General features: G+C 71.8%; 19 protein-coding genes. 13 read left to right on the top strand and 6 right to left on the bottom strand.

Features of this window, described 5'->3' with window-relative positions:
* Positions 1 to 36: 36 nt before the first annotated feature.
* Positions 37 to 2019, bottom strand: a complete 1983-nt coding sequence (locus ACOWU6_RS13480) for a glycosyltransferase (RefSeq protein WP_271174221.1) — start codon at positions 2017 to 2019, stop codon at positions 37 to 39.
* Between the two features lie 84 nt (positions 2020 to 2103).
* Complete coding sequence (locus tag ACOWU6_RS13475) at positions 2104 to 2718, bottom strand: TetR/AcrR family transcriptional regulator (RefSeq protein WP_282979992.1); 615 nt, start codon at positions 2716 to 2718, stop codon at positions 2104 to 2106.
* Between the two features lie 132 nt (positions 2719 to 2850).
* Between ACOWU6_RS13475 and ACOWU6_RS13470 the strand changes: the two genes are divergently transcribed.
* The 6 genes from ACOWU6_RS13470 (at position 2851) to ACOWU6_RS13445 (ending at position 10552) form a co-directional block, all read left to right on the top strand.
* A complete protein-coding gene (locus ACOWU6_RS13470) occupies positions 2851 to 4188 on the top strand; it encodes an ABC transporter substrate-binding protein (RefSeq protein WP_421075994.1) in 1338 nt (445 codons plus the stop codon).
* Positions 4185 to 5129, top strand: coding sequence for a carbohydrate ABC transporter permease (locus ACOWU6_RS13465; protein WP_271174224.1), 945 nt, complete (start codon positions 4185 to 4187; stop codon positions 5127 to 5129). Before ACOWU6_RS13470 ends, ACOWU6_RS13465 begins: the two co-directional genes overlap by 4 nt.
* Positions 5126 to 6049 carry a carbohydrate ABC transporter permease gene (locus tag ACOWU6_RS13460; RefSeq protein WP_282979993.1) on the top strand — a complete coding sequence of 308 codons (924 nt, stop codon included), beginning with the start codon at positions 5126 to 5128 and terminating at the stop codon, positions 6047 to 6049. Before ACOWU6_RS13465 ends, ACOWU6_RS13460 begins: the two co-directional genes overlap by 4 nt.
* A gap of 283 nt (positions 6050 to 6332) precedes the next feature.
* Positions 6333 to 8618: a polyribonucleotide nucleotidyltransferase gene (locus ACOWU6_RS13455; RefSeq protein WP_271174226.1), complete on the top strand. Its 2286-nt coding sequence runs from the start codon at positions 6333 to 6335 to the stop codon at positions 8616 to 8618.
* Between the two features lie 158 nt (positions 8619 to 8776).
* Positions 8777 to 9841: an aldo/keto reductase gene (locus ACOWU6_RS13450; protein WP_271174227.1), complete on the top strand. Its 1065-nt coding sequence runs from the start codon at positions 8777 to 8779 to the stop codon at positions 9839 to 9841.
* A gap of 108 nt (positions 9842 to 9949) precedes the next feature.
* A complete protein-coding gene (locus ACOWU6_RS13445; RefSeq protein ID WP_282979995.1) occupies positions 9950 to 10552 on the top strand; it encodes a histidine phosphatase family protein in 603 nt (200 codons plus the stop codon).
* 232 nt (positions 10553 to 10784) lie between these two features.
* Here the strand turns inward: ACOWU6_RS13445 and ACOWU6_RS13440 are convergent, their stop codons facing one another.
* Positions 10785 to 11615 carry an endonuclease domain-containing protein gene (locus tag ACOWU6_RS13440; protein ID WP_271174229.1) on the bottom strand — a complete coding sequence of 277 codons (831 nt, stop codon included), beginning with the start codon at positions 11613 to 11615 and terminating at the stop codon, positions 10785 to 10787.
* Between the two features lie 426 nt (positions 11616 to 12041).
* Here ACOWU6_RS13440 and dapB point away from each other — a divergent pair, with 426 nt between their 5' ends.
* Together dapB and ACOWU6_RS13430 are read left to right on the top strand one after the other, a co-directional pair.
* Positions 12042 to 12851 carry a 4-hydroxy-tetrahydrodipicolinate reductase gene (gene dapB, locus ACOWU6_RS13435; protein WP_421075993.1) on the top strand — a complete coding sequence of 270 codons (810 nt, stop codon included), beginning with the start codon at positions 12042 to 12044 and terminating at the stop codon, positions 12849 to 12851.
* Positions 12848 to 13312, top strand: a complete 465-nt coding sequence (locus ACOWU6_RS13430) for a hypothetical protein (RefSeq protein WP_421075992.1) — start codon at positions 12848 to 12850, stop codon at positions 13310 to 13312. The genes dapB and ACOWU6_RS13430 overlap by 4 nt, the downstream gene beginning before the upstream one ends.
* A 29-nt stretch (positions 13313 to 13341) precedes the next feature.
* On the opposite strand, the gene ACOWU6_RS13425 is transcribed toward ACOWU6_RS13430, so the two are convergent.
* On the bottom strand, positions 13342 to 14241 hold the full coding sequence (locus tag ACOWU6_RS13425; protein ID WP_421075991.1) for a TIGR01777 family oxidoreductase: 900 nt from the start codon (positions 14239 to 14241) through the stop codon (positions 13342 to 13344).
* 6 nt (positions 14242 to 14247) lie between these two features.
* Positions 14248 to 14670 (bottom strand): OsmC family protein, encoded by a 423-nt coding sequence (locus ACOWU6_RS13420; RefSeq protein ID WP_271174233.1) that lies wholly within the window; start codon positions 14668 to 14670, stop codon positions 14248 to 14250.
* A gap of 146 nt (positions 14671 to 14816) precedes the next feature.
* Between ACOWU6_RS13420 and ACOWU6_RS13415 the strand changes: the two genes are divergently transcribed.
* The 4 genes from ACOWU6_RS13415 to ACOWU6_RS13400 are packed head-to-tail and all read left to right on the top strand — an operon-like array spanning position 14817 to position 17164.
* Entirely contained in the window at positions 14817 to 15254 is a 438-nt protein-coding gene (locus ACOWU6_RS13415; protein ID WP_421075990.1) for a thioredoxin family protein, read from the top strand.
* Complete coding sequence (locus ACOWU6_RS13410; protein ID WP_421075989.1) at positions 15247 to 15810, top strand: DUF4395 domain-containing protein; 564 nt, start codon at positions 15247 to 15249, stop codon at positions 15808 to 15810. Before ACOWU6_RS13415 ends, ACOWU6_RS13410 begins: the two co-directional genes overlap by 8 nt.
* Before the next feature lie 34 nt (positions 15811 to 15844).
* Positions 15845 to 16654 (top strand): thymidylate synthase, encoded by an 810-nt coding sequence (locus ACOWU6_RS13405; protein ID WP_421075988.1) that lies wholly within the window; start codon positions 15845 to 15847, stop codon positions 16652 to 16654.
* Positions 16655 to 16657: 3 nt separating this feature from the next.
* Entirely contained in the window at positions 16658 to 17164 is a 507-nt protein-coding gene (locus ACOWU6_RS13400) for a dihydrofolate reductase (protein WP_421075987.1), read from the top strand.
* Positions 17165 to 17194: 30 nt separating this feature from the next.
* Here the strand turns inward: ACOWU6_RS13400 and ACOWU6_RS13395 are convergent, their stop codons facing one another.
* Positions 17195 to 18718: an alpha-N-arabinofuranosidase gene (locus ACOWU6_RS13395; RefSeq protein WP_421075986.1), complete on the bottom strand. Its 1524-nt coding sequence runs from the start codon at positions 18716 to 18718 to the stop codon at positions 17195 to 17197.
* A 113-nt stretch (positions 18719 to 18831) separates the two neighbouring features.
* On the opposite strand from ACOWU6_RS13395, the gene ACOWU6_RS13390 reads away from it, so the two are divergent.
* Positions 18832 to 19854: a LacI family DNA-binding transcriptional regulator gene (locus tag ACOWU6_RS13390; RefSeq protein WP_282980001.1), complete on the top strand. Its 1023-nt coding sequence runs from the start codon at positions 18832 to 18834 to the stop codon at positions 19852 to 19854.
* The last annotated feature ends 2 nt before the right edge of the window (positions 19855 to 19856 follow it).

Below are 19856 nucleotides of genomic sequence, written 5' to 3'. Positions count from 1 at the left end.
GCAGTCTGCTCCGTCGGAGTGAACGCCGCGCGAACATCAGGGAAGCGGCGGACTCGACAGCTCGCTGCCATCGCCGGTCTGGGCGCGGCGCCCCGCGAGCTCGACGAGTGCGTCGTGCTTCGCGACGAGGCCGTCGCCCGCTGTCCGCCCGCGCATGCGGCGCCAGACCCAGGGGAGCGCGTGGCGGCGCAGCCATCCGCTCGCGGGCGGCGCGTCGGCGTGCAGCGCGTCGTCGAGGTCGCCGAGTGCTCCCGCGTCGGGGATGCCGAGCACCTCGGCCGCACGGTACGCGAGGAGCCGGTGGCCTCGCGACCCGAGGTGCACGCGGTCCTCGGCGTACATCGACAGGTCTCCGAGCTCCGGAAGGGCCTCCACGTCGAGCAGGATGGCCCCGGTCTCGGCTGCGATCCGCCGGATCTCGTGCGCGAAGGCCGCGAAGCGGCGCGCGAAGATCATCGCGGCGCGGCGACGGGGGAGGAACGGGGTGACGAGGAGCACGTCGGCTCCCGTCGCGCGGATGTCGCGGACCACCCGCTCGAGATCGCGCGCGAGGGCGACGGGGTCGGCCCCGTGCCCGACGAGGTCGTTCGCGCCCATGAGGATGGACACGAGGTCGGGGCGCATCGCGATCGCGCGGGGGCCCTGCTCGCTCACCAGGTCGCGCACCCGCCGACTGCGCACGGCGAGGTTCGCGTAGCGGAACGGCGTGTCCGCGCCGCTGCGCTGGGCGAGCAGGGAGGCGAGTCGGTCGGCCCATCCCCGGTACTCGCCCTCGCGCATGCGCGATGTGTCGCACAGGCCCTCGGTGAGCGAGTCGCCCAGGGCGACGAAGCTCGACCAGCGCCGCGTCGCAGGCGCCGACGTCGGCGGCAGCGGCCGGGTGGCACCGCGGGCGAGGAGCGCGTCGTCGAAGCGCCGCAGCCGCGCGGCCTCGGCGTAGTGGCTCACGAGCTGCTCCGTGAGCGCGCTCCAGGTGCGCGCGCGGACGCTCTCGAGCGCCGCCTGGCCGAAGGACCGTCGCTTGGCGTCGTCGCCGAGGAGGTCCGCGACGCGGGCCCGCAGGTCGTCCAGGTCGCCGGGCCGGTAGAGCCAGCCGTCGACGCTGCTGCGGACGAGGTCGAGCGGCCCGCCGCGCCCCGTTGCGACGACGGGCACGCCGCTCGCGAGGGCCTCCTGCACCGTCTGGCAGAAGGTCTCGCTCTCGCCGGGGTGCACGAAGACGTCGAAGCTCGCGAGCGCCTCCGCGAGCTCGTCTCCGCCGAGGAAGCCCGTGAACACCGCCTCCGGCAGCCGCGCTTCGAGCCGTGCGCGCTCGGGGCCGTCGCCCACGATCACGAGCCGCGCTCCGGGCAGGTCCGAGAGCACGTGCAGGTCCTCGACCTGCTTCTCCGCCGCGAGACGGCCCACGTAGCCGATGATGCGCTCGCCGGGGGCGATCCGTGCCCGCCAGGACTCGGAGCGTCGGGCCGGGGAGAACCGGTCGGCGTCGACGCCGCGGCCCCATCGCCAGATCCGGTCCACGCCGAGCTGCTCGAGCTGCGCCTGAGCGGCCGACGACGGCGCGAGCGTGAGCGTCGAGCGCCGGTGCAGCCGGGCGACGTGATTGGCGGCGGCGGCGGCCGCGCCGGCGACCCCGTAGCGCTCGGTGTAGGAGACGACGTCGGTCTGGTAGATCGCGACGACCGGGATCCGCAGGGCGTCCGCGGCGACGAGCGCCTGCCATCCGAGCACGAACGGGGACGCGAGGTGCACGACGTCGGGCCGGAACTCCTCGAGGAGGCGGCGGATCCGCCAGGTCGGCGCGAGGGCGACCCGCACGTCGGGGTACGAGGGGAGGGGCATCGACGCGACGAGCGCGGTGCGCGAGCCCAGCGAGTCGGCCTTCTGCCCCGCCGCGCGCGGAGCGATGACGAGGGTCTCGTGGCCCTGCTCCTCGAGATGGCGCACGACCTGCAGAACGGAGTTCGTGACCCCGTTCATGTGGGGGAGGAAGGATTCCGCGAAGAGTGCGACTCTCACGTGTCCAGGGTCCCGGGCGCGGGACGCGCGCGGGGCCGACTTCTCCCGACCTTCGCCGGCTGTTCACCTGAGCCGGGCGGCCGTTCAGCGCGGCGTCACCGATGCCTCCGACTCCGGTGCGTCGACGAGGATCAGGGCGAGGTAGGCCCGGAGGCCGGCCGTCACGTCGACGTCGGGGTCGAGCAGCCACTGCGTCTGCAGCCCGTCCCAGATCGCGATGAGCCCGGTCGCCGCGATCGACGGCTCGATCCCCGGGCGGAGTCGGCCCTCCTCGGCGAGCCCACGCAGCTCGTCGGCGTACTGGTCTCGCAGCGACGCGAACCGGCGGGCGAAGTGCTCGCGCGCGGGGTGGCCCTCGGTGACGGACTCGCCGCACAGCACGGTGTAGAGCTCGGGGAGCCCGTGGTGCCGCGCGTTGAGATCCGCCTGCGCGAGGACGTCGTCGGGGAAGGACAGCCCTGCCGGCGGCTTGTCCACCGCGTCCCGCTGGTCGAGGACCGCGAGGAGGAGGTCGCGCTTCCGGGGGAAGTAGTGGAGCAGGCTCGTCTGCGACACGCCGATGCGGTCGGCGATGTCCTGGAGCGACCCGGCGAGATAGCCCTTGGCGGCGAAGACCTCGAGCGCGGCGTCGACGATCGCGCGGCGTCGCTCGGCCGATCGCGCATACGGGCCGCGCTTGCGCGGAACATCCTCGTCCATGTCGGAATGCTAGACCGGCGCCACGAATTTCGAGTACGTACTCGAATCCTGTGGTAGCTTCGTCGCCACGCGGGCGCACGGCTCGCACGGACCACGCCGACGTGGCCGCTTTCACAGAGACGTGGAGGTCAGATGGGCGCGATCACGCGCAGACAGCTGCTGGGCGCAGGGCTCGGCGCGGTGGCGGCGGGCATGCTCGCCGGCTGCTCGACACCGGGGACGACCTCGGTCAACGTCGAGCCGACCATCCCGCCGGCGACGGGCAAGAGGATCACCCTCACCTACTGGGCCTGGCTGAAGGACCTGCAGAAGGTCGCCGACGTCTGGAACGCGCAGAACCCGGATGTCCAGGTCGAGGCCGTCTGGATCCCCGGCGGCAACGCGGGCGGATACCAGAAGATCTACTCCGCCCTCGCGGCGGGTGGCGGGCCGGACATCGCCCAGGTCGAGATGCGCTCGATCCCCGAGTTCATGCTCGTGAACGGCCTCGTCGACCTGTCGCGCTACGGGGCCGCCGACCACGCGGCGAAGTTCGACCCGACCCTGTGGGGTCAGGTGAGCTTCGACGGCGGCGTGTACGCCATCCCGCAGGACTCCGGCCCCATGGCCTGGTACTACCAGCACCCCACCCTCGAGCAGATCGGATCGCCGCCGCCCACGACCTGGTCCGAGTGGCGCGAGCTGGCGGTCGAGGCGCGCGCTGCGGGCGCGTACCTCGACACCTTCCCGATCGGCGACGCATCCGTGTTCGCGATGTACGCCACGCAGGCGGGCGCGTCGTGGCTGCGGGTGGGTGAGGACGGCTGGGAGATCGACATGACTGACGACGCGACCCTCGAGGTCGCGGACTTCTGGGACCGCGTCGTCGATGACGAGCTCGTCACGACCGCCTACGGCAACTTCACGCCCGCGTGGTTCGCGGCCGCCGCCGACGGCGGGATCGCCGCGGTCACCGGCGCGAGCTGGGCCGACGCGCTCATCCAGGGCGTCGCCGGAGGCGAGGGCAGATGGCGCGTGGCGCCCATGCCGGTCTGGCCGGACATGGGGTACGGGTCGAGCTACCAGGGCGGATCGACGGCTGCCGTGCTCGCGAACAGCCGCCACCCCAAGGAGGCGATGGACTTCGCCGTCTGGATGACGACGTCGCCCGAGGGCATCGACGCGATGATCGAGCACAGCGGGATCGGATGGTCGCCGGCAGCCGACTACATCGGATCGCAGCGGCAGCGGCCATCCGACTTCTTCAGCGGCCAGAACTACAACGAGGAGGTGTTCGTGCCCGCCTCGAAGGCGCAGAACCCGGACTGGGTCTGGTGGCCGATCACGCAGCAGTCCTTCAACATCCTCTCCGACGGCTTCCGGCGGAAGGCGTCCGGTCAGAGCCTCGTCGAATCGGTCCGACAGGCGGAGGAGCAGATCACGCGGGTCTTCCGGAACAAGGGCCTGCGCATCCGGAAGGCGACATCATGAGCGAGACGCGCACGATCGTCACGGGCGACGCCCGGGTGCGCCGGCGCCCCGGCGTGCGTCAGGCCGCCGTCAGCCGGGCGCCGTGGATCCTCCTCGCGCCGTTCCTGGCGCTCTTCGTCCTCACCTTCATCCTCCCGATCCTCGTCGCGATCGGGTCGAGCTTCACGCGCGTCCAGCGCGGCGGGCTGTTCGGCGAGGAGGGCGTGACGAGCTCGTTCGCGTGGTTCGAGAACTACGCGCTCGCGCTCGCCGACGGCAACTTCATCGCCTCCATCGGGCGGATGCTCCTGTTCGGTGTGGTCCAGGTGCCCGTCATGATCGTCGCGGCCACCCTCCTCGCGCTTCTGCTCGAGTCGGCCTCGGCGATGTGGCCGGGCTTCTTCCGCGCGGTGTACTTCATGCCCTACGGCATCCCGGGCGTCATCGCGACCATCCTCTGGTCGTTCCTCTACGTGCCCGGGCTGAGCCCGGTCGTGGACGTGGCGTCCTGGATGGGCATCGAGATCGACTTCCTCGGAGCGGGATCCGTGCTCTGGTCGATCGCGAACATCGTGACCTGGACGTACGTCGGCTACAACATGCTCATCATCGTCGCCCAGCTCAAGGCCATCCCGGGGGAGCTGTACGAGGCGGCGCGCATCGACGGCGCCTCCGCGTTCCGCATCGCGACGAGCATCCAGCTGCCCCTCATCGCGCCGGCCCTCGTCCTGACGACCGTGTTCAGCATCATCGGGACGCTGCAGCTGTTCGCCGAGGCGGAGGTCCTGAAGACCGTCGCGCCGGCGATCGACACGCAGTACACGCCGAACCTGTCGGCGTACACGACGGCCTTCGCCTACAACGACTACAACGTCGCCGCGGCGCAGGCCGTGCTCATCGCCCTCGCGGCGTTCGTGCTGTCCTTCCTCTTCCTCCGCGTCACGAACAGGAGCGGCCGATGACCCTCACCCAGCCGCGCACGGATCCCGTGCGCACGCAGACGCTCGCCGCGGTCAACCCGACGGGGTCGTCGGCCGCCCATCGCCGGTCGCGGGCGTCGAAGATCATCGTGACGGGCATCCTCGTCGTCGCCGCCCTGTACTTCCTCATCCCCGTCTACTGGGTGGTCGTCGCGGCCACGAAGTCCACGGAGGACCTCTTCTCCACCTTCGGCTTCTGGTTCGGGTCGGACGTCCACCTCCTCGAGAACCTCGGCCAGGTCCTCGCGTACGACGGCGGCATCTTCGTGCGGTGGTTCCTCAACTCGATCCTCTACGCGGGAGTCGGCGCCGTCCTGGCGACCTACTTCGCCGCGGCTGGCGGCTACGCGCTGGCGAAGTACCGCTTCCGCGGGCGCGACCTCGTCTTCGGGACCATCCTCGGGGGCGTCCTCGTGCCGGCCACCGCCACGGCGCTGCCGCTCTTCCTCCTGTTCAGCCAGCTGGGGCTCGCGAACACCTACTGGAGCGTGCTGATCCCGTCGCTCGTGTCGCCGTTCGGGCTGTTCCTCTGCCGCATCTACGCCGATGCGACCGTCGACGACTCGCTCATGGAGGCCGCGCGGCTCGACGGCGCGGGGGAGCTGCGGATCTTCCACACGGTCGGGCTGCGGATCCTGACGCCCGCGCTCGTGACGGTCTTCCTCTTCCAGCTCGTGGGCATCTGGAACAACTACTTCCTGCCCCTCGTGATGCTCGCCGACCAGAGCCTGTACCCGATCACCCTCGGCCTCAACAACTGGCGCGCGCAGGTGGATCGCCTGCCCGAGTTCTACGAGTTGACGACCGGGGGAGTGCTGCTCTCGGTCATCCCGCTCGCGATCGCGATGATCGTGCTGCAGCGCTTCTGGCGCGGCGGCCTCACCGAGGGCGCGGTGAAGTAGGAGTCGCAGGGGTGCGTCCACGGCCCGCGCTGGTAGGGTGGCCGTGGACGCGCCCGTGCGCGTCCGCACAACTGAACACGACATGGAGCAGGCTGGCAGGAAGCTGGTCCCCTGAAGTGGTCTCCCGGGTGCCGCGCATCCGGTGGATTTCTCCTGGTGGCCAGCGCAGGCGAGCGTGAAGCTTCGGTTCTGGCCGTGCGGCCTATATCTGCCTGTTCCTGCTCCTTCGCATGACTCGTCCGTCACATGGACCGGCGAGGTTAAACAAAGAAGGAGAGACCTCTTGGAAGGTCCTGAAATCACCGCCGCCGAGGCCGTTCTCGACAACGGCCGCTTCGGCACCCGCACCATCCGGTTCGAGACCGGCCGTCTCGCGCAGCAGGCGCAGGGCGCCGTCGCCGCGTACCTCGACGAGGAGACGATGCTCCTCTCGGCCACGAGCGCGTCGAAGAGCCCTCGCGAGGGCTTCGACTTCTTCCCGCTGACGGTCGACGTCGAGGAGCGCTCGTACGCCGCGGGCAAGATCCCCGGCTCGTTCTTCCGCCGCGAGGGCCGCCCCTCGACCGAGGCCATCCTCGTGTGCCGCCTCATCGACCGTCCGCTGCGCCCGTCGTTCGTCGACGGCCTGCGCAACGAGATCCAGATCGTCGTCACGGTGCTCTCCATCGCGCCGGGCGAGTTCTACGACGCGCTCGCGATCAACGCGGCGTCGGCGTCGACCCAGATCTCCGGCCTGCCGTTCTCGGGCCCGATCGCCGGCGTGCGCCTCGCGCTCATCCCCGGCCAGGCGGGCAACGACGACCAGTGGGTCGCGTTCCCGAACGCCGAGCTCCTCGAGTCCGCCGTGTTCGACCTCGTCGTCGCCGGTCGCGTCGTCACGGGAGCCGACGGCTCCGAGGATGTCGCGATCATGATGGTCGAGGCCGAGGCGACCGAGGCGAGCTGGAACCTCATCAAGGCCGGCGCCACGAAGCCCAGCGAGGAGATCGTCGCGCAGGGTCTCGAGGCCGCCAAGCCCTTCATCAAGCAGCTCGTCGCGGCGCAGGCCGAGATGGCCGCGAAGTCGTCGAAGGAGCCGCTCGAGTTCCCCGTGTTCCCGGCCTACAGCCAGGAGACGTACGACTTCGTCGCCGCCGAGGCGCACGCGGACCTCGAGAAGGTCTACGTCATCGCCGACAAGCAGCAGCGCCAGGCCGCGGATGACGAGGTCAAGGCCCGCGTCAAGGCCGCCCTCATCGAGAAGGTGGAGGCGGGCGAGCTGCCCGCGGCCGCTCCGCTCGAGTTCGGCGCCGCCTACAAGTCCGTCACGAAGAAGATCGTGCGCGGCCGCATCCTCACGGAGGGCGTCCGCATGGACGGCCGCGGCCTCGCCGACATCCGCCCGCTCGACGCCGAGGTGCAGGTCATCCCGCGCGTCCACGGCTCGGCCATCTTCCAGCGCGGCGAGACGCAGATCCTGGGTGTCACGACGCTCAACATGCTCAAGATGGAGCAGCAGATCGACTCGCTGTCGCCCACGACGAGCAAGCGCTACATGCACCACTACAACTTCCCGCCCTACTCGACCGGCGAGACCGGCCGTGTGGGCAGCCCGAAGCGGCGTGAGATCGGCCACGGGTTCCTGGCCGAGCGCGCGCTCGCTCCCGTGCTGCCCAGCCGCGAGGAGTTCCCGTACGCCATCCGCCAGGTGTCCGAGGCGCTCGGGTCGAACGGCTCGACCTCGATGGGCTCCGTGTGCGCCTCGACCCTGTCGCTGCTCAACGCGGGTGTGCCGCTGCGCGCCCCCGTCGCCGGCATCGCGATGGGCCTCGTCTCCGACGAGGTCGACGGCCAGACGCGGTACGCCGCGCTGACCGACATCCTCGGCGCGGAGGACGCCCTCGGCGACATGGACTTCAAGGTGGCCGGCACGAGCGAGTTCGTCACGGCGATCCAGCTCGACACGAAGCTCGACGGCATCCCCTCCGAGGTGCTCGCCGGCGCGCTCACGCAGGCGAAGGACGCGCGTCTGCGCATCCTCGAGGTCCTGAACGCGGCGATCGACGCTCCGGACGAGATGGCGCCGACCGCGCCGCGCGTCATCAGCGTGCAGATCCCGGTCGACAAGATCGGCGAGCTCATCGGCCCCAAGGGCAAGACGATCAACTCGATCCAGGACGACACCGGCGCCCAGATCTCGATCGAGGACGACGGCACCGTCTACATCGGCGCGACCGACGGCCCCTCGGCCGAGGCGGCGCGGGCCGCGGTCAACGCGATCGCGAACCCGACGAACCCCGAGATCGGCGATCAGTTCCTCGGCACGGCCGTGAACATCGCCAAGTTCGGCGTGTTCGTCTCGCTCCTGCCGGGCAAGGACGGCCTGCTGCACGTCACCGAGCTGCGCAAGCTCAACGGCGGCAAGCGCGTCGAGAACATCGAGGACGTCGTGAGCGTGGGTCAGAAGATCCTCGTCCGCATCTCGAAGATCGACGACCGCGGCAAGCTCTCGCTCGAGATCGTCGACGAGGCCGGCGAGGGCGCGTCCGACGCGTCGGAGGCCCCGGCCGAGGCTCCCGCCGAGGCCTGATCGGCTCACGGAACGGCCCGGTCGCACACGGTGCGGCCGGGCCGTTCCGCGTCCGTGATGAAACAGTTACGACCCGCGGCGCGGCGCGCGCCGCGGGTTCCGGTTCAATGGAGGCACGGGAGGACCGCGGTTCGTCGCACCCTCCGTGAGGGAGCGACATGGATGCAGCGTCACCGCCGGAGCGGCGCGACGGCGCGGCCATCCGCACATCCGATGCGTCCGCGGACGTGCCGACTCAGCCCATCCGGCTCCCCGGTCATCCGTCGGCGCCCGTCCCCGAGCTCGGCCCGGGGATCGGCGCGGGCCTGCGCTCGCCGATCGGGACGTCGGGCGTCGAGGTGTTCCCGCTCATGCTCGGCGGGGCCGAGTTCGGGTGGAACCTCGACCGCGCCGCGGGATTTGCCGTGCTCGACCGCTACGCCGAGCTCGGCGGCAACGCGCTGCACACCTCCGACCGCTTCGGCGCGGGGCGCAGCGAGTTCATCCTCGGCCAGTGGGTCGCCTCGCGCGGCGTGCGCGACGACATCGTCCTCGCGGTGCGCGTCGGCGGCCATCCCGACAACCCGGGCCTCGGCTCGGTCAACCTCGTCCGCGCCGTGGAGTCGTCGCTCGAGCGCCTCGGAACCGATCGCATCGACATCCTCTACCTCGATGCGGCGAGCTACCCGCTGACGTCCCTCGAAGACGCGCTCGCGACGGCCGAGTGGCTCGTCGAGGCGGGAAAGGCGCGCGCGGTCGGGGCCTACGGGTTCACCGCGGACCAGCTCGTCGAGGCGCGGATCCTGTCGTCGGCCGGGTACCCGCGGATCGAGGCGCTCGACGTGCCGTACAACCTCATGCGCCGCGGGGAGTACGAGGGCGACCTGCGGCTCGTGTCCGACGCCCAGGGCCTCGCCGTGACGCCGTCGCACGCCCTCGAGCACGGGTTCCTCTCCGGACTGCATCGCTCGCGTCAGACGATCGGCCAGGGCACGAGGTCGGAGCAGCTGTCGAGGCTCCTCAACCGCCGAGGAGCGCGGGCGCTCAAGGCGCTCGACGCCGTCGCCGCGGAGCTGCAGCTCCCGCACGCGGCGGTCGCCGTCGCGTGGCTCCTCGCGCAGCGGAGCGTGGTCGCCCCGATCGTCAACGCCTTCACGCCGGGGCACGTCGACGAGCTCGTGCAGGGGGTGGGCGTGCAGCTCGGACGCGGGCATCGCGCCGACCTCGCGAAGGCCGCGGACTGACCATTATTCCGCCGATGGCGTAACCGCACGGCGCGTCCGCCGAGGCGTGACCTAGGCTGGAGGACGCCCGCCCTGCGGGCTCCAGGTGCGGACGATGAGGGGGTTCGGATGACGCACTACATCTACCTCGTCCGCCACGGAGAGCACCAGCACGCCGAGCACGGGCTCGAGGACGGGCCGCTCTCCGCGCGCGGAGAGCGGCAGGCGGCGCTGCTCGCCGACCGGCTCTCTGGCGTGCCGTTCGACAACGTGTGGCACTCGCCCCTCGCACGCGCCGCGGAGACCGCGCGCATCGTCGCCGAGCGGATGCCCGCGATCGATCCGCAGCCGCACGCGCTCCTGTTCGACTGCGTCCCGACGGGCATGACCGACGAGACGCCGAGCGTGTTCGAGCCCTTCTTCGGCGGGATCACCGAGGAGGAGGTCGAGGCGGGCAGGGCCCAGATGGCCGACGCGATGAACGAGTTCCTCGTGCGCAAGAACGGCGACGTCCACGAGCTGCTCATCACGCACAACTTCGTGATCGCGTGGTTCGTGCGCGAGGTGCTCGGCGCCCCCGACTGGCGCTGGATGACGCTGAACCAGGCGAACTGCGGGCTCACGATCATCTCGCAGAAGCAGGGCCGCCCGTGGACGCTCATCGCCCACAACGACCTCGCGCACCTGCCGTTCGAGCTGCGCACCGGGCTGCCGGAGACCCCGCCGGTCTGAGTCCGCCAGGACGGGCCGGGAGGTGCCGGGCCGCCGTGCCGGGCCATCCCGGGATGTGCCAAGCCGAGTTGTGCCGGGCCGGTTCGGATGCGCCGAGCTGTCCCGGGATTCGGATCGCCGGGGCCGATGTGCGCGTGTCGACCTCAGGGAGCGACACACGCCCCACGGATCCGATTCCGCGCACACGCACGGTGACAGACGGCCGTGCATTCGGGCCCCGGGGCGCCTGCGGTCACGCCCTGCGGCGGAGGGCGCCGACGATCGCGCGCTCCACGCGCGGCCAGTCGTGGATGACGAGCGCGTAGTCGAACCGGAGGGTTCGGTAGCCGAGCGCGGCAGCATTCGCGTCTCGGACGAGGTCGCGGTGCCGGTGGCTCTCCCCGTCGTGGTTCTCGCGCCCGTCCACTTCGAGGATGATCCGGTCGCCGACGACGAAGTCGACGCGTCCGACCGTGCGGATGCGCACCTGGCAGCGGAGCACGATGCCCATGCGGAGCAGCCGGATCCTGAGGAGCGACTCGAGCCCGCTCTCCGAGTCCGATCGCGCTGCGTCGACGAGTCGCCGCTGCCGCGCATCCAGACGTGCGCGCACCGCGAGACGGTCACGTCGAGACAGCAGCCCCCGGTGCCACGCGGATTCGAACGCGGCGAAGAACGCCTCATCGCCCTGGCAGCGCGCGAGCTGGACGAGAGCGCGGACGATGTCGACGCGCCCGAAGCCCGTCGCGCCTTCATCCCAGTGCGGGATGCACGCGCACCCTGCGTGCTCGCGCTGGCGCCCGTGCGGTCCCATCGCGACGTGAATCGCGTCGGCGTCGAGAACCCATACGCCGAGCTGGGCGAGCGCAGATGCGCAGCAGAGTGCGCCGCCGTGCCGCGCCGCCGTGACGATGTCCGCGCTCACGTCCGGAGTCGCATAGACCCCGGGGCGCACCTTCCAGATCGATCCGGTCACAAGCGCGCGCCGGATGTCGCGCGCAGACGCGCCCGCCATCCGCAGCGTCGATGCGCGGGCCACTCCGTGACGTGCATCGATGCGAGCGGCGATCTCCGTCGGATACATCCCGCCAGCCTCGTCGGCCCGCGGGCCCGCCACCGGCACAGCGCGTGTGCTCGTGCCGGTGCGCGCGTGTCGTCCGCCTGTGCACGAGGTGTCGGCGCGAGACGCCCAGGGGGTGGGTCCGATGCGGGGGACGGATGGGCGAGGGCGGGGCGGCGTGTGCGGGGTGTCGGGATTCGGATGGCTGGGGCGGGTGCGCGCGCGTCGGTCTCAGGAGACGACTTCAGCACCACGGGTCCGATTCGGGGTACGGCACTCCGAGAGCGGGGCGGCGTGCGGGGTGTCGGGGTTCGGATGGCTGGGGCGGGTGTGGGCGTGTCGGCCCCGGGAGTCGACTTCGGCACCACGGGTCCGATTCCGGAGCCGGCCGCATTCCGGAGCACGCCGCACTCCGGCGGTCGTCCTGGCCGTCCCGCCTAGGATGGTGGCATGACGACACGCGTGGCACTGGTCGGCGGCAGCGGCAAGCTCGGCAGCATCATCCGCGAGGTCGTCGACGGGATGGACGGGTTCGAGATCGTCGCGGTGCTCGGATCGAGCAGCGACCTCGCCGAGCTCGACGGCGCGGATCTCGTCATCGACGCCTCGACTCCGGCCGTGAGCATCGACGTCGTGCGCGCGGCGATCGAGCGCGGCGCCCAGGTTCTCGTCGGCACGAGCGGATGGTCCGCGGAGCGCGTCGCGCTCGTGCCCCCGCTCGTGGAGGCGGCTGGGACCGGCGCGGTCTTCATCCCGAACTTCTCGCTCGGATCCGTGCTCGGCACGGCACTCGCCGCGGCCTCCGCGCGGTTCTTCCCGTCCGTCGAGATCGTCGAGACGCATCGCGACACGAAGATCGACTCCCCGTCGGGCACGGCGGTCCGCACGGCCGAGCTCATCGCGGCGGCCCGCGAGACGCCCGTCGACGCGCCGTTCGTCGACCAGCGCGCACGTGGGCAGCAGGTCGCGAGCGTGCCCGTGCACTCCCTGCGCCGCCCCGGGGTGGTAGCCCGACAGGAGACGATCCTCTCCGGGCCCGGCGAGTCGCTCTCCCTCGTGCACGACACGATCGACCCGGCCGCCGCGTACGCGCCGGGCATCCGCATCGCCGTCGAGGCCGCGACCGGCGTGCGCGGCGTCGTCGTGGGCCTGGAGAACTTCATCGACATCGGCATCGGCACGCCGCGCCCCGCTGCGGCCGAGCCCGTCGACGACGGTGCGACGGTCGCGGGCCAGGCCGCGCGGGCCACGGGCGCATGAGACTGCGCGTCGGCGTCGCCGTCATGACGGCGCTCCTGCTGCTCTACATCCTCGTCGTGGGGCAGAAGGCCGTGTCGGCTCTGTCGATCGGCATCTCGACCGGCGAGCCGATCCTCGCTGTCATGGGCGGCGCGATGATCGTGCTCCCGCTCATCGCGCTGTGGGGGCTCGGCCGCGAGCTCCTGTTCGGATGGCGCGCCGAGCGCCTTGCACGCCGTCTCGAGAGCGAGGGCGGGCTGCCGACCGAGGAGGTCAGCACGTCGCCGAGCGGGCGCCCGGCGCGGGCGGATGGCGAGGCGCTCTTCCCGACGTACCGCGCCGAGGTCGAAGCCGACGAGACCGACTGGCGCGCGTGGTACCGGCTGAGCCTCGCGTACGCCGCTGCGGGCGATACGAAGCGCGCGCGATCCGCGGTGCGCGAGGCCATCCGCCGCGAACGGGCCGCGCACAGCCCCGTCTAGCACCCGGCGCGGACGCCCGCTGCAGCCGTTCAGCGCTCGGGGACGACCGCGGCGATCGCGTCCTCGAGAGCCGGGTGGGCGAACGAGAAGCCGGTGGACTGCAGCGCTCGCGGCACGATGTCGGCGTCGACGAGGAGCATGTCGTCGGCGAAGTCGCGCCCGAGCGCGGCGCGGAGAGCCCATGCGGGCGCCGGCAGGGCGAAAGGGCGCCGCAGCCGACGTGCGAGCGCACGCCCGAAGTCGTTCGCGGTCGTCGCGACCGGGGCAGCCAGGTTGACCGGCCCAGTCAGCCGGTGCTCGAGGACGTGGCGGATGGCCGCGATCGCGTCCTCGAAGGAGATCCAGGCCCACACCTGGCGCCCCGAGCCGAGCGGACCGGCGAGACCTGTTCGCGTCAGGGGGATGAGCGGGCGCAGGACGCCGTCGGGATGCACGACCGGCGCGGTGCGGAGGAGCGCGACGCGGGGCCCGGCGCCGTGCGCGGCCTGCTCCCACGCGCCGCAGAGGTCGGCGAGGAATCCGCTCCCACGAGGTGCGTCCTCGGTGACGGGGCCATCGGGTGAGGACCCGTACCAGCCCGCGGCGCTCGCCGAGACGAGGAGAGGCGGCTCGTCGAGCTGGGAGATCGCGCGGGCGAGGACGCGCGTTGGCGTGAGCCGCGAGGAGTGCAGGCGTCGCCGGTACGCGGGCGTCCAGGGGATGCGCCCCACGCTCGCGCCGCAGAGGTTCACGACGGCGTCCGCGCCTCGGAGGACAGCGGGATCGAGATGAGGAGCGTCGAGCCAGCGCGTCTCGTCCGCGGCGCTCGGGGCGCGGCGGACGAGACGCGTCACCTCCACGCCCGCCGCGCGGAGGTCGTCGACGACGCCCTGGCCGAGGAGGCCCGACGAGCCGGCGACGATGACGCGCGTGAGCGAGGAGGCGGTCATCCTGGGCTACGCGAGCGTCGCCTCGAGCGAGATCTCGATGCCCGCGAGCGCCTGCGAGACGGGGCAGCCCGCCTTGGCCTCCTCGGCGATCTGCTGGAAGCGCTCGGCGTCGATGCCGGGGACGACGGCGTTGACGTTGAGGTGGCTCCCGGTGATGCCGGTGCCGGGCTTGAAGGTGACCGACGCGGTCGTGTCGATCTTCTCCGGCGGGGTGCCGTTCTCGGCGAGCGCGTTCGAGAGCGCCATGCTGAAGCACGACGAGTGCGCTGCCGCGATGAGCTCCTCGGGGGTGGTCGTCGTGTCGGAGCCCTCGCTGCGGGCCTTCCAGTTCACGGGGAACGTCCCGACGCCGGTCGAGAACGAGACGGTGCCGGAGCCCTCGAAGAGGGATCCCTGCCACGAGGTGCTGGCTTCGCTGGTGACGGTCATTGTCGTTCCTCCTGATCGGGGGCGGATGGTCCGCGGCCAGCCTAACGGCGCGGCCCGACACGGGGAACGCCTTGCGCCGGCGCCCTTCATGTCATATTCCGCCACCTCGGGTCCGTCGGCACGGCGACGGATCTACCGTGGTTCCGATGACCCCCGCCGCCGCTCTCGCCGCCCTCGTCGCGATCGTCCTCGTCGCGACGGCTCTCGGCGTGCTCCTGCGGCGGCGCGAGGGCCGCGCTCGGGCGGTCCGGGCGGATGCCGTCGCCCCGACGGCGCTCGGGCTCGCCCCGGGCGCGTTCGGAGAGCATGCGACGCTCGTGCAGTTCAGCACCGAGCTGTGCGCCCGGTGCCCCGCGGTGCGGCGGCTGCTCTCCGACGTGGCGGGGGAGAGGGATGGCGTCGCGCACGTCGACGTCGACGTCACGCACCGCGTCGAGATCGCCCGGCGCTTCCACGTGCTCCAGACGCCCACGACCCTCGTCCTCGACGCGCGCGGCGTCCCGCGCGCCCGCATCACCGGAGCTCCGACCCGCGACACGGTGATGGCCGAGCTCGACGCCATCGAAGGGAAGACCCATGCCTGACGCACCCGCAGGGATCGATCCGCGCGGCCCTCGCTTCGCCGCCGCCATCACGAGCGCGCTGCTGCTCGTCGCGACGTTCCTCGCCTTCACGGGGGTCTCGACGCGCACGGCGGCGTCGTTCGGCTGGTTCGCCCACCAGCCCGCGAGCGGTGCGATCTTCACGCCGGGGATCGGCGCCGCCTCCGTCTTCGAGCGCGCGGCGGATCCCGGCTTCCTCGCGGTGCTCGTCGTCGCGCTGCTCTTCCTCTGGAGCGTCGTCTCGCCGCGCACCGCGCCGTGGGGCGTGCTCTTCCGCCGCGTGGTCCGCCCTCGACTCGGGCCTCCTGCGGAGCTCGAGGACCCGCGCCCGCCGCGCTTCGCGCAGGGCGTCGGCCTGTTCGTCACGGGGCTCGGCCTCGTCCTGCATCTCGCGGCCGTGCCCTGGGCGCTGCCGATCGCGGCGGCCGCGGCGTTCGTCGCCGCGTTCCTCAACGCGGCATTCGGCTTCTGCCTCGGCTGCCAGATCTACCTCCTCCTGCAGCGCGCGGGCATCGTCGGACGCGAGCGCGCCGCCTGAGCCGGCGCGCGCCATCCCGACTAGCCTTGACGTCATGAGCGGCGCCATCCCCACCCCGTACGAGGATCTCCTTCGCGACGTGCTCGCGAACGGCACGCACAAGGATGACCGCACGGGCACCGGGACGACGAGCGTGTTCGGGCGGCAGATCCGATACGACCTCAGCGCGGGCTTCCCGCTCATCACGACGAAGCGCGTGCACTTCAAGTCGATCGCCTACGAGCTGCTGTGGTTCCTGCGCGGCGACTCGAACGTGCGCTGGCTCCAGGAGCACGGCGTGTCGATCTGGGACGAGTGGGCTGATGAGGACGGCGAGCTCGGGCCGGTCTACGGCGTGCAGTGGCGCTCGTGGCCGACCCCGAGCGGCGAGAGCATCGACCAGATCGCGAAGGTCGTCGCTCAGCTGAAGGCGAACCCCGACAGCCGTCGGCACATCGTGACGGCGTGGAACCCGGCCGAGGTCGACGACATGGCGCTGCCGCCGTGCCACGCCCTCTTCCAGTTCTACGTCGCGGACGGCCGGCTCAGCTGCCAGCTCTACCAGCGCAGCGCCGACCTCTTCCTCGGCGTGCCCTTCAACATCGCGTCGTACGCGCTCCTCACGCTCATGGTCGCCCAGCAGACCGGGCTCGAGCCGGGCGACTTCGTGTGGACCGGCGGCGACTGCCACATCTACGACAACCATCGGGAGCAGGTCGTCGAGCAGCTCTCGCGCGAGCCCTACCCGTACCCCGCGCTGCGATTCGCCCGGAAGCCGGAGTCGCTGTTCGACTACGCGTACGACGACTTCGTCGTGGAGGAGTACCGCCACCATCCCGCGATCCGCGCGGCCGTGGCGGTCTGAGCCGTGACCATCCGCTCGATCTGGGCGCAGTCGCGCACCCGCGCGATCGGGTCCGACGGGGGCATGCTGTGGCAGCTGCCCGAGGACATGGCCTTCTTCAAGCGCGCCACGACGGGAACGCCGGTCGTGATGGGGCGGAAGACGTGGCTGTCGTTCCCCGAGCGCTTCCGCCCGCTTCCCGACCGGCCCAACATCGTCGTCACGCGCGACGAGAGCTTCGCGGCGGAGGGCGCGCAGGTCGTGCACTCGCTCGAGGACGCCCTCGAGGCCGCGGGGCGGATCGACGACGAGGTCTGGGTGATCGGCGGCGCGCAGATCTACGCGCAGGCCATGGACGTCGTCGACGAGCTGTGGGTCACCGAGGTCGACGTCGACGCGGATGGCGACGCCTACGCGCCCGAGATCGGCGAGGAGTGGCGGGTCGTCCGGTCGGAGCCCGATGGCGCCGCGGAGTGGCTCACGAGCCGAACGGGCACCCGCTACCGCTTCGTCGTGTACCGGCGCCGCTGAGCCCCCGCTGCGGGGGCCCAGCGGCTCGGCTCACGCGCCCAGCTGGAGGCTGACCGTGGCGTACGAGTGCGGCGGGAGCTCGACCTCGAGGCCGCGCGCGTGCGTGCGGACGCCGTCGAAGTCGACCGGCGCGACGTTCTCCGGCTGACCGGGCACGTTGTGCGCGGCCGTGCTCTCGGCCGTGAGCAGGCGGGCCGACCAGCCCTCGACCGACCTGCCGCGCAGGTCGAGGACGACCGTGCGCGGCTGGTCGGCGTCGAGGTTCGACAGGGACACGAGCGCCGCGGCGTCCTTGGTCGACGCCGACGCCGAGATCATCGGCAGGTCGCGCCCGTCGACCGCGCGGGTCTCGCCGTCGACGACATGCGCCTCGAGCGCCTGTGCGTCGTGGTGGCCGACGTTCATCGCGAACACGTGGAACGTGGGGGTCTTCACGAGCGCTCCGGTGTCGGGGTCGGTGAGGAGCATCGCCTGCAGCACGTTGACGGTCTGCGCGATGTTCGCCATGACCAGGCGGTCGGCGTGGCGGTGGAACGCGTCGAAGTGCACGCTCGCGACGAGCGCGTCGCGCAGGGTGTTCTGCTGGTAGAGGAACCCGGGGTTCGTGCCGGGCTCGACATCCCACCACGTGCCCCACTCGTCGAGGACGAGGCCCACGCGCCGGCGCGGATCGTGCCGGTCCATCACGGTGCTGTGCCGCGTGAGGAGCTGCTCGATGTGGAAGGCGCGGGAGAGCGCGAGGTACCACTCGTCCTCGTCGAACTCGGTCGCCGAGCCCTTGCTCTGCCACGAGCCCGACATCGTGTAGTAGTGCAGCGAGACCGCCTGATAGGGCGAGGATCCCTGGCCGTCGCAGCCGAGGCATCCGAGCGCCTTCATGAGGGTCTCGGTCCACTCGAGGTCGTCGGCGTTCGCGCCCGCCGCGATCCGGTACACCGTGTTGCCGCCGTGGTCGCGCACGTACGTCGCGTACTGGCGGGCGAGGTCCGCGTACGCCTCGGCGCGCATGTTGCCGCCGCAGCCCCAGGCCTCGTTGCCGATGCCGAAGAACGGCACCTTCCAGGGCTCGTCGCGGCCGTTCTCGCGGCGCAGCGCGGCCATGGGGGAGTCGTCGGCCCGTGTGAGGTACTCGATCCACTCGCTCATCTCGCGCACGGTGCCCGAGCCGACGTTGCCGTTCACGTAGGCGTCGGCGCCGAGCATCTCGCAGAGCTGCATGAACTCGTGCGTTCCGAAGGAGTTGTCCTCGACGACGTCGCCCCAGTGGGAGTTGACCATGCGCGGGCGGCTCTCGCGCGGGCCGATGCCGTCGCGCCAGTGGTAGTCGTCGGCGAAGCAGCCGCCCGGCCAGCGCAGGTTCGGGATCGCGAGCTCGCGGAGCGCCTCGACGACGTCGAGGCGGATGCCGCCCTCGTTCGGGATGTCGGAGTCCTCGCCGACGAAGAAGCCGCCGTAGATGCACCGCCCCAGGTGCTCGGCGAAGTGCCCGTAGAGGTGGCGGCTGATCGTGGGGCCGGGGAGGTCGAGGTCGATGACGACGCGGGTGGAGGACATGGGAGCCTTTCCGGGTGAGAGAAGTGATGTAACGATACATCCGGGCGGGCTCCGGGGGAAGAGCGGATTCGCATAGGGTCGATCCGAGCGGCGCGAGCGCGAAGGAGGCGGCCATGGCGACGATGAGCGACGTGGCGCGCGCGGCCGGGGTGTCGGTCATGACGGTGTCGAACGTGCTCAACGACCGCGGGCGGGTGAGCGCCGAGACACGGCTGCGGGTGCTCGAGAAGGTGCGGGAGATCGGGTACGAGATCGACCTCACGGCCCGGCGCCTGCGCGCGGGGCGCACCGACACGGTCGCGCTCATCGTGCCGCGCTTCGACCACGCGTACTTCGGCGACCTCGCGGCCGCGTTCGCCGAGGCGTTCGCCCTTCGGGGGCGCCACCTCGTCGTCGAGCAGAGCGGTGCGAGCGTCGAGGGCGAGCTGTCCGCGCTGTCGCTCGCGCGCCTGCGCATGTACGACGGCGTGATCCTGAGCCCTGTGGGGCTCGGCGCGCCCGACCTCGACCGCATCGCCATCCCCACGCCCATCGTCATGCTCGGCGAGCAGCAGGTGCCCGAGCGCTTCGACCACGTCACCATGGCGAACGCCGAGGGCGCGCGGATGGCGGTCGCCCACCTCATCGGGAGCGGCGCGCGGCGCGTCGCGATCGTCGGCGGTGCGCGCGCGTCGCGCGGCGTGACGATGTCGAGCCAGCGCACGGACGGATGGCGCGCGGCGCACGCGGACGCGGGGCTCGCCGCGGATCCCGAGCTCGTCTTGGAGGTGCGCGAGCCGGCCGTCGACGGCGCGCGCGACGCCATCGCGCGCGCGGTGCGGGACGGCCTCGGCGTCGACGCCGTCTTCGCGGTCACCGACCAGATCGCCTTCGGCGTGCTCGCGGGGCTCGCCGACGCGGGCGTCGCGGTGCCGGGGGACGTGCAGGTGATCGGGTTCGACGACGTCGGGATCAGCCGCCATATCGCCGGCGGGCTGTCGACGGTCGATCCCGGCTCCCGCTGGATCGTCGAGCAGGCGGTCGAGACGCTCGAGGCGCGGATGGCGCGCGCGGACTTCGCGCCGCGGCACCTCGTGAGCCCCGCGCGCCTCGTGCTGAGGGCCACGACGAAGGCGGCGCCGTCGTCGAGGCGATAGCC

Origin of the sequence: Microbacterium sp. SA156 (assembly GCF_049065455.1) — a bacterium.
Lineage (GTDB): Bacteria > Actinomycetota > Actinomycetes > Actinomycetales > Microbacteriaceae > Microbacterium > Microbacterium barkeri.
The sequence above is the reverse complement of the archived record's forward strand: the minus strand, read 5'-3'. Positions and strand labels throughout refer to the sequence as shown.

Coding starts and splice junctions, on each gene's coding strand:
- ACOWU6_RS13415 (WP_421075990.1), top strand. CDS start 14,817: ATGACCCCCGCCGCCGCTCTCGCCGCCCTCGTCGCGATCGTCCTCGTC.
- ACOWU6_RS13390 (WP_282980001.1), top strand. CDS start 18,832: ATGGCGACGATGAGCGACGTGGCGCGCGCGGCCGGGGTGTCGGTCATG.
- ACOWU6_RS13410 (WP_421075989.1), top strand. CDS start 15,247: ATGCCTGACGCACCCGCAGGGATCGATCCGCGCGGCCCTCGCTTCGCC.
- ACOWU6_RS13425 (WP_421075991.1), bottom strand. CDS start 14,241: ATGACCGCCTCCTCGCTCACGCGCGTCATCGTCGCCGGCTCGTCGGGC.
- ACOWU6_RS13405 (WP_421075988.1), top strand. CDS start 15,845: ATGAGCGGCGCCATCCCCACCCCGTACGAGGATCTCCTTCGCGACGTG.
- ACOWU6_RS13420 (WP_271174233.1), bottom strand. CDS start 14,670: ATGACCGTCACCAGCGAAGCCAGCACCTCGTGGCAGGGATCCCTCTTC.
- ACOWU6_RS13450 (WP_271174227.1), top strand. CDS start 8,777: ATGGATGCAGCGTCACCGCCGGAGCGGCGCGACGGCGCGGCCATCCGC.
- ACOWU6_RS13470 (WP_421075994.1), top strand. CDS start 2,851: ATGGGCGCGATCACGCGCAGACAGCTGCTGGGCGCAGGGCTCGGCGCG.
- dapB (WP_421075993.1), top strand. CDS start 12,042: ATGACGACACGCGTGGCACTGGTCGGCGGCAGCGGCAAGCTCGGCAGC.
- ACOWU6_RS13460 (WP_282979993.1), top strand. CDS start 5,126: ATGACCCTCACCCAGCCGCGCACGGATCCCGTGCGCACGCAGACGCTC.
- ACOWU6_RS13430 (WP_421075992.1), top strand. CDS start 12,848: ATGAGACTGCGCGTCGGCGTCGCCGTCATGACGGCGCTCCTGCTGCTC.
- ACOWU6_RS13440 (WP_271174229.1), bottom strand. CDS start 11,615: ATGTATCCGACGGAGATCGCCGCTCGCATCGATGCACGTCACGGAGTG.
- ACOWU6_RS13465 (WP_271174224.1), top strand. CDS start 4,185: ATGAGCGAGACGCGCACGATCGTCACGGGCGACGCCCGGGTGCGCCGG.
- ACOWU6_RS13395 (WP_421075986.1), bottom strand. CDS start 18,718: ATGTCCTCCACCCGCGTCGTCATCGACCTCGACCTCCCCGGCCCCACG.
- ACOWU6_RS13475 (WP_282979992.1), bottom strand. CDS start 2,718: ATGGACGAGGATGTTCCGCGCAAGCGCGGCCCGTATGCGCGATCGGCC.
- ACOWU6_RS13445 (WP_282979995.1), top strand. CDS start 9,950: ATGACGCACTACATCTACCTCGTCCGCCACGGAGAGCACCAGCACGCC.